The following is an 8,051-nucleotide window of genomic DNA, read 5'->3' as shown; positions in this document are numbered from 1 at the left end:
ACTCGCCCCCGGCCCCGGTCGACCCGCCCGGCGCGGTCGGCCCGGCCGACCCGCTGGCGCCGCCGCCGCCCGAGGTCGACCCGCCGGAGCGCCCGCTCCCCTGGCCTGCGGACGAGCCCCCCGTGGACCCCGAGCCGGTGCCGGTGCTCGCCGGCGGAGCCTGCGCCGCCTGCCACGCCTCGTGCGACTCGCTCACCGCGGCCGCGGCCGCGTGCACCCGCTCACGCGCGGTACCCAGGTCCGCCGCAGCAGCCTCCAGCGCCTCGAGCGCAGTCCCGGGTTCGACCCCGGCGGTGAGCAGTGCCGCCCCGTGCTCGATCGCCGCGGCGAGCTCGTCCCGCACAACCGGGTCCTGAACCCGGTCCTCGGTGTCGGCGAGCAGCGTGGTTGCCTGCTCCACGGCGGACGTCAGGTCCTCGCCGGCCTTGCTGACCCGCTCGAGGGCTGCGGCCACGAGCCAGTCGTGGTGGGACGCGGTCAGGGAGTCGCGTGTCAGTTGCAGTTGCTCGCGGAGCTCGCGTGCCTCGCGCGCCTCGGAGCGCAGCGCCGCGGTGATCGACACCACGCGCTCGCGCGGCCAGCTCCCGAGCCGCTGCGACGCCACGACCTCAGCCCGGCCGGCGGCGACGTGGTCGACCAGACCGGCCAGATCGACCGTGAGGTCGGCGTCGAGGACCTGCTCACCGACGGAGTCCAGGACCTCGCGGGCGCGTTCGGCCTCCAGGTGCGCACCCGCCAGCGCCGCCGACAGTGCCTCGATCGCCAGGAGGTACCCGGTGCGGGCCTCGCGCAGCTGCCACCACCGCCAGCCCACGGTGCCGCCGGCGCCGAGCACCAGGACCAGCAACCCCGCCACGGCCGCGCGCACCAGACGGCGGCCGCGGCGCGGGCCGGGCAGCACCGTCGGGCCGACCAGGCCCTGCAGCGTCTCGTAGGCCGACGCCGGAGCCGCCGCGCTCACCGCGACCCCCAGGAGCCCGGGCGCGGGGTGCAGCTAGGGGATGGGCACCCCGCGCCCGGGAGTTCACGGCCGCCCCCCGAGGCGACCGATGTCAGGCGGGAGGACGCCGACGGCCGGGCCATCGGTCTGGGGAACCAACCCGGACCGCCGGCGCCCTCCCGGTTCCAGAGCGGCACCACGACCCGCACGCACCAGCGCACGCCGGCGCACGACGCCGACGACGCGGTGATCTGCACGTTCGTTGCCATCAGTCCCCAGACCGATTCGATAGATGAAGCGCCCCGCGAAGGGCGCGGGGTCACTCGATGCCCAGCTCGTCGATCGCCTCGAGCTCGACCCACGCGCACACGGCGGTCGCCACGATCGCCACGGGAGCCAGCACGACGAGCAGCCCCACCCACGCGGCCAGCTCGTCGACCAGCTGTCGCCCGGCCGCGCGTCGTCGTGACCGCCCAACGCCGGCCGCGGCGGCGGCCAGGAGCATGGCTGTTGTCGCTGCTGGTGCCTGAGCGCCCTCCGGGGCGGTCGCGCGGCCTGCGGAGCCGGTGTCGCTCACGCGGACCACGTGCCCGTGATCCGGTGGCGTGGCTGACCGAGCAGCGTGGTCGGGTCGGGCGCCGGGCGCCCGAGCCGGACCCGAGCCTGCACGGTGAGCGCCTCCACCCACACCGAGACCGGGTCGTGCGCGAGCGAGTCCAACCGGACTCGCAGCTCGCTCGGCAGCGGAGGGTATCGACGCACGACGCGCCCTGCCCCGAGCAGGTCGACGGTCACCTCGTCGTCCGGGGTCAGACGGGTGCTAGCCCAGACGTCGGTCATCGGCGGGTTGCCCAGGATCAGAACGGTGACCGGCCGCACGAACTCGGCCGGGTGAGTCTTCCGATCGGGCCTGCGGTGGACCCGCAAGTTCACGACCCAGCCCTCAGCGTCCACGGTGTCGTGCGCGCCGGGGTCCGGCCACACCTCGGTGCGGTAGGTCCCGCCCTCGGCGATCGCGTCGTACATGGCCTGCTGGTCCTTCCTGCTCGGGTGGTCTCAGATGCACGGCTGGGGGGCCGGCGGGTGGGGGTGTAGGGCTCACCCGCCGGCGGGTGACGTACGGCAGGCCCCGCCCCTACCCACGGGGTGCCTGCCCGGCCCCGGGCGATCGGGGCCGTGTTGTCCTGCGCCGGCGGCACGGAAGCCGAGGGGAGGCGGCACGACGCCGCCGGCGCAGGAGCTGGGGTGGGCGCTAGCCGGTCGCGCCCGCCGTCCGCCGCTGCTCGGACCAGCGGGCGATCGAACCACCGGTCATCGCGAGCACCGCCGCGACGACGAGCATCAGCAGCACCCGGCCGGCGCCGGTCTTCGCCAGCGCCGAGGCCTCGTCGTCGGCGGCCGCCGCCAAGTCCTCAGCCGCACGAGGTTGAGGCTTGACGGTCTCGTCGGCGAGCCCGCACTCGGACACCACTTCGGTGTCCCGGGAGACGGTCGTCTCCTGGAACCCGTAGGTGAGGTCCGGGCGGTCACGCGGCGTCTCGTAGATGAGTCCCGTGTCGTAGTCGCTCACCCCGGGCACCAGGTCCAGGTCGACCTCGGCCAGCGGCTCGCCCTCGCACACCGGCGGCCCGTCGTTCGGCCAGGCGTAGAGCCTGACCGTGACCGAGTCGGCGGGCAGGATCTCCCCGGTGACCCTCACGCGGTCACCGATCCAGTCGCCGTACCAGGGGCCGTCCTCGGACTCCGCGTACGCCGTGGTCACCGTCTCGATCGGCGGGTAGTCGACCTTGGTGGTCTGCTCCGGCGTCCCGTACGGCTCGGCGATCAGCACCTCACCCTCGGGCGTGCGGATCTCCGGCATCCACGACAGCTGCAGGCCCTCGTGCGGCGGCAGGCCGCCGTCGGTCAGTGCCAGTTCCGGTCCGTCGAGCTCCAGGGTTTCCCCGACGGCGAGCTCCGGGAGCACGATCCCGACCTGCGGGGCGCTCTCCCCCACCTCGTCGGCGGGTTCTTCTTCCCCGGGCTCGCCGCCCTCGTCCGGCTCCTCACCGGGTTCGGGCGCGGCGTCGACGACCGGGCCGGGCTCGATCACGGTGGCGTCCGGACGGCAGCCGGAGTCACCGACGAGCGAGTAGCAGGCGTTCCACACCAGCCGAGACCCCGCCAGCACCGGGCCGGTGATCACGACCTGGTCCTGCGAGGTGTCGACGCCGACCACGCCCCGGTCGGTGGCCTTGCTGACCATCTCCGGCAGCGGATGTTCGACCACCGTGGTCTGCGCGCCGACACCCCAGTCCTCGCGCATCAGCTCGACGCCGAGCGCATCGGTCACCACCGGCACCCACCCCAGATAGAGGCGCGCTCCCGGCGGCGTGCCGGCCGGGACCTCAACCTCCCAGGCCGGGGTGCGGTAGACGTCGACCTCCGGGTCGAGCGTCACCGGCTCGCCCATCGCGAACGCGGTCCCCTCCGGGCAGGCCAGGTCCGCATCCAGCCAGCAGGCCTCCCAGCGCAGCGTCCAGTCCGCCCGCTTCTCACCGGTGAACGTCACCTCGTCGCGGACCTCGTCACCCGTGGTCGCGCTCGACGTCGCCGTCGAAGCCATCCCCGGCAGGTCCGCGGTGACCAGGGTGGTCTGCGAGGCGGTGCCCCACGGCTCGCGCATCAGCTCGATGCCGGCCCGGTCCCGCAGCACCGGGGACCACCCCACGTGCACCGCGAGCGTCCCGGGTGGGAAGTCGTGGATGCTCGGGGTCGCCAGGTCCGGGTGGATGTACGCGCCGGTGCGCGGCACGTCGACCTCGTGGGTCACCACGGGGTTCTCGCAGCCGGGCTCCTCGCCGGGGACCCACGCGCACTGCTCCCAGGTCAGGGTCGCGCCCTCGGTCGGGAACGCCGGCCCCATGATCATCACCGTGTCCGCGATCTCACCGACGCCGGCCTTCGCCGACTGCGAGGCGGTGGACATCATGTCCAGCCACATCGAGGGGTCGTCCCGCACACAGAACTGCTCACGGATGTCGTCCGCCCGGCTCGAGAACGGCGCCACGCGCGCTGAGCCGGCGTAGGAGTAGATCGCGACGTAGCAGCCGGCCTGGTTCGGGACGATCTGGTCGTCCTCGCCGTACCCGACCTCATACGTCCCGTTGCGGGCCGGCAGCGTGGTGCTCATCAGCACCGGCGTGCCCTCGGGCACCTCCGGCTCGGTGAAGTACCCGTCGGTCTTCGGGCCGTAGACCGTGAAGTCCGCCAGGTCGCCGTCGGGGCCGAACGGCCCGATCCCGTCGAACTCGCCGTAGTCGTCCGGGAACCCGGAGATCGTGACCTCGTCGAACGCGCGCCCGCCGAGCTCCACGTTGTACTCACGCATCTGCGAGAAGTGCTCCAGCGGCGCCCGGACCACGGTCGTCTCGTCGAACTTCGTCCCGTCGGTCCACACCACGTCCTTGACGTACTCACGCCACGCGGCCGGCTGGATCTGCTTCGACGACCCCCACACGTACACGTACGTGATCGGCTCCGACGCGAGCCCAGCGCTCACCGTGATCGGCACACCAGGACCCCCGGTCGCGACCGCCGTCCCGGAGAACACCGGCGTACCCGACGGCGCCGAACTGGACTCCGGGATCGGGGTCGAGCCCACGTCGTACACGTCGTAGGAGTACGTCACCGGCACCGGGCGCCCGTCGACGTACACCCACTGGTCCTCGGGGTGCGCCTGCGGGACGAACGTGTCCACCAGCTCCTCGCCGACATCCACGAACGCCGGCGCCGACGACACCCCTTGCGGCCGGAAGTCACCCACTGCGCGGAACGTCGGCCCCGGCGTCGTCAGCTCTTGAGGGTCCTGCGGCGTACGAAGCCCGTACGTCAGCTGAGCCTGCCGCTGTCCGGATGGGTGGACGTAGGTCAGCGTCTGCCGCGGCAGGTTCTCGATCCGGCGGCTGATGGTCACATCACCGGTCGCGCCGGGCTCGGCGGTCCAGGTGAGGGTGATCGTGTTTGCCTGTGACAGGCCCGCCCAGGTCTTGGTGCCAGTGGCGTTGAACGTTGCGGGACCGTTGAGCGTTGCGGTCATCGGGTAGCCCACGAGCGGTGCACCGCCGCGTCCGATGATCGGCGGGAGGTCGATGGACCCGGTGCGAGTACCGGACCCGGACGCGGTTCCCACAGCTGCTGCTCGCCAGGGGCCCGCCAGTCCTTCGGCTTCGGCGACGAGCTGTGCCGCACGGTCCTTGACGTATTGCGGGGTCGCGGCGGCGATGAGCGAGCGGACGGTGTCGACGTTCCCGCCGGCCATCGACCCGGGGAGCTCGCCGCGCATGTGGGTCTCGTATCCCACGGCCGCGGCGGTCGCATCGTCGGTGGCGTAGCGGCGCTGGGAGTAGATGTAGGCCAGCACCGGGTCGGCCAAGAGCGAGGTCGACGCGATCGTGTCGGTGCCGCTCGGCGGGTAGATGCGGGCCTGCACGCAGTAGCCGACGGAGTCGTCGACCCCTGCTGGCGTCTCGTACGGGCCCAGGTGCACGGCCCCGTACCCGGCGGGGTAGATCGTCACTCCAGGGCCGAGCGCGGCCGCGCGGGCCGGGTTGAGCCCGGCGACCAGCATCAGGGGGGCCAGGAGTAGGGCCGCCAGGCCCATACTCAGCCCTCTTCGGGCATGCCAAACTTGCCTTGCTTGCACGTCAAAGCCTCCCCGGGGCACACGCCCCGCCAGGTGGTCGTCTCTCTCAGGGATCGCGCAAGCAGAGGGCCGGTGTTACCGCACCGGCCCTCGCCCTGTTCAGGGCGAGGTTCCCTTCGCTCGCTGCGACGTCGGGTCAGCCCGCCATCAGCACCACCCTCCGACTCCGTCGGCACCAGAGGTGTCCGTGGTGTCGCACCACGTGCCGGAGCCCTCCTCCACCCAGGTGCCTCCGCCTGACGATCCGCCTCCGGAGCCGGAGGTGGACCCGCTGCCCGACGATCCCGAGGAACCTGATCCGCCCTTGGCGGCGGGCGCCGAAGCGCCAGCGGATTGGTTCCCGGTCGACGAGCCTCCCGGTCGGGTCTGCGACCCGCCGGTGTTCTTGGTGCCGCCCGACGCTCGCGCTGCTGCCGCGGCGGCCGCCTTGGCGTTCTGCGCCTGCGTGACGGCGTCGCGCGCGCCGGCGAGCGCGTCGACGTGCGCGCGCAGCTCGGCCGCGTGCTCGGGTAGCGCTGCGGTGATCTCGGCCGACCCCTCGAGCGTCTGGTCGGCCCGCGCCATCAGGGCGTTGACGGATGCGAAGTCGGCGTCGTCGAGCGCGGCGGCGAGGTCCGCCAGGAGCCCGACGGCGTCGTCGAGCAGGGCGCGCCCAGGCTCGACGCCCTCAGAGGTGGCCACCTCTACCGCGGCTGCAGCGGAGTCGATCGCCCCCGTCAGTGCGACCCGCGCCGAGTCGTCCAGGGTGTCGCCCTCGGAGGCCGCCAGGTGCTCCTGCGCCGCCGGCAGCGACTCCCCCACCGCGGCGACTGCGGCGTCCAGATCGGTCGCCGCGGGCTCCAGGACGTCTGCGAGGACGTGGGCCACGCGGTTCGAGGTCACCGAGAGCTGGAGGACCCCGACGTCTCGTGCCAGGTCTCCCCGGGCGAGTTCCACGGCGGTGACGACCTCGCCGGCCCGGTCGATCTTCTGCGCGCGGGACAGCCCAGGGTCGATGCTCAGGTCCAGCTCACGCTTCTCCGCCACCAGGAGCGCGAACGCGGCCAGGTCGTCCCCGCCGGCCGACTCGACGTCGACCGCCTGCACGACCCCCTCGACGACGGGCGCGGCGCTCGACTCCTCGACGACGGCAGCCAGGTCGTCGGCCACGGCCTCCGCCGCGGCCAGGTCCGCCTCGAGCCTGTCGAGCGCCTGCTGCCACTGCTCCATCGCCTCGGCGTGCCGGGAGTTCTCGCCCGCGTTCCACACGAGGACGCCCGCGCCGCCTCCCACGACGACCAGCGCGGCGGCGGTCACCACGGCGATCACCCACCTCGCGCGCGATCGACGCCGCGGCTCCGCAAGCACGGGCATCGAGCCCGCGATCTCGCCGTTGTCCATGCTCATGTCGTTCTCCCCAGAGGCCGGGGCCCTGTCGTAGCAAGGGCACGCCCGCCGAACACCCTACAGACGGTTGGGACTGAGGGGGTTGGTCCTTCGTCCCGGGCGAGGATCGGCGCGTGCCCCGAATCGTCCGGCCGCCGATCGACCTGCCAGAGCACGAAGCCGCCCTCCTGGACGCGCTCGCGATGCCTCTGGCGCGCGCGGTGATCCACCACCTCGCGCGGGTTGGTCCGACGTCCAGCGGGACGATCTCCCGCCTCACCGGGGTCACGCCCGAGGCGATCCGCCGGCAGCTGCTCGCCTTGGAAGCCGTCGGTCTGGTGGTTGCGACGGAGCCGGCCGGGCAGCGCCACGGGATGCGCGTCAACTACGACATCGACGAGGACACGGTGCTCGACGCGACCGAGGCGATCGGGTCCTACCTGCTGCCGCCCGAGCTCGCCCGCAGGACACGCCGGCGCCACGACTGACTGGAGCGCAACGCCCGCGCCGCCGAACCGGGTCGGGTCCGCGATGTCGTCCGAGATGATGTGGCTGTGCCGCGCCTGACCCGCCCGCCGACTCTGCCCGACGACGTGGCAGAGGTGATCGGGGTGCTGGGCAGCGCTGCCCGGCTGGAGATCATCCGCCACCTGGACCTGACCGGACCGACCAGCGTGGCCGAGCTCGTCGAGCGAGTCGAAGCGACCAGGCCGGCCATCCAGAAGCACCTGACCGAGCTCCAGCGCGCCGGCGTCGTCGTTCCTGATCTGCCCGAGGACCGGTGGCACGGTCGAAAGGTCCTCTGGCGCCTGGAACCCGAGCGAGTCGGGCAGATGGCCGAAGTGCTCCGGACGTACGCGCTGCCCGTGTCCTCGGGCCGGACGGAGCTCGAGATCGGCGCGGCGGGCGACGTACCGCACCAGCCTCACTGACCCCCGAGGCGACAGTCGGCACCTGGCGGGCATCGCCTCACCGAGCAGCACCCGCCCCCCGCTCAGCCCCATTTCCTGAAATCGCGGGGGGGGGGGGGGGGGTCACCCGCCCCCCCCCCAAGCCGCCCAG

Annotated in this window: 7 protein-coding genes; 2 read left to right on the top strand and 5 right to left on the bottom strand. The window is 73.2% G+C overall.

Translation table 11 applies throughout. The annotated features are described in order from the left end of the window. The 5 genes from MHY85_RS19060 to MHY85_RS19040 all read right to left on the bottom strand — a co-directional run. The coding region (locus tag MHY85_RS19060; RefSeq protein WP_239199571.1) for a hypothetical protein at nucleotides 1–961 on the bottom strand (961 nt) is incomplete at its 3' end. Between the two features lie 298 nt (nucleotides 962–1,259). Continuing rightward, nucleotides 1,260–1,517, bottom strand: a complete 258-nt coding sequence (locus MHY85_RS19055; RefSeq protein WP_239199568.1) for a hypothetical protein — start codon at nucleotides 1,515–1,517, stop codon at nucleotides 1,260–1,262. Continuing rightward, nucleotides 1,514–1,966, bottom strand: coding sequence for a hypothetical protein (locus MHY85_RS19050; protein WP_218708155.1), 453 nt, complete (start codon nucleotides 1,964–1,966; stop codon nucleotides 1,514–1,516). The genes MHY85_RS19055 and MHY85_RS19050 overlap by 4 nt, the downstream gene beginning before the upstream one ends. 226 nt (nucleotides 1,967–2,192) lie before the next feature. After that, complete coding sequence (locus tag MHY85_RS19045; protein WP_218708156.1) at nucleotides 2,193–5,582, bottom strand: hypothetical protein; 3,390 nt, start codon at nucleotides 5,580–5,582, stop codon at nucleotides 2,193–2,195. Nucleotides 5,583–5,771: 189 nt separating this feature from the next. Next, the gene (locus MHY85_RS19040; protein WP_218708157.1) at nucleotides 5,772–7,010 is read right to left on the bottom strand and encodes a hypothetical protein; all 1,239 of its coding nucleotides are present in this window, start codon (nucleotides 7,008–7,010) and stop codon (nucleotides 5,772–5,774) included. A 113-nt stretch (nucleotides 7,011–7,123) separates the two neighbouring features. Here MHY85_RS19040 and MHY85_RS19035 point away from each other — a divergent pair, with 113 nt between their 5' ends. Together MHY85_RS19035 and MHY85_RS19030 are read left to right on the top strand one after the other, a co-directional pair. Then, complete coding sequence (locus MHY85_RS19035) at nucleotides 7,124–7,477, top strand: helix-turn-helix transcriptional regulator (protein ID WP_218708158.1); 354 nt, start codon at nucleotides 7,124–7,126, stop codon at nucleotides 7,475–7,477. Between the two features lie 66 nt (nucleotides 7,478–7,543). After that, a complete protein-coding gene (locus MHY85_RS19030) occupies nucleotides 7,544–7,921 on the top strand; it encodes a helix-turn-helix transcriptional regulator (RefSeq protein ID WP_218708159.1) in 378 nt (125 codons plus the stop codon). Nucleotides 7,922–8,051: the final 130 nt, after the last annotated feature.

The organism is Cellulomonas sp. ACRRI (genome assembly GCF_022346185.1).
In the GTDB taxonomy this organism is placed as follows: domain Bacteria; phylum Actinomycetota; class Actinomycetes; order Actinomycetales; family Cellulomonadaceae; genus Cellulomonas.
The sequence above is the reverse complement of the archived record's forward strand: the minus strand, read 5'-3'. Positions and strand labels throughout refer to the sequence as shown.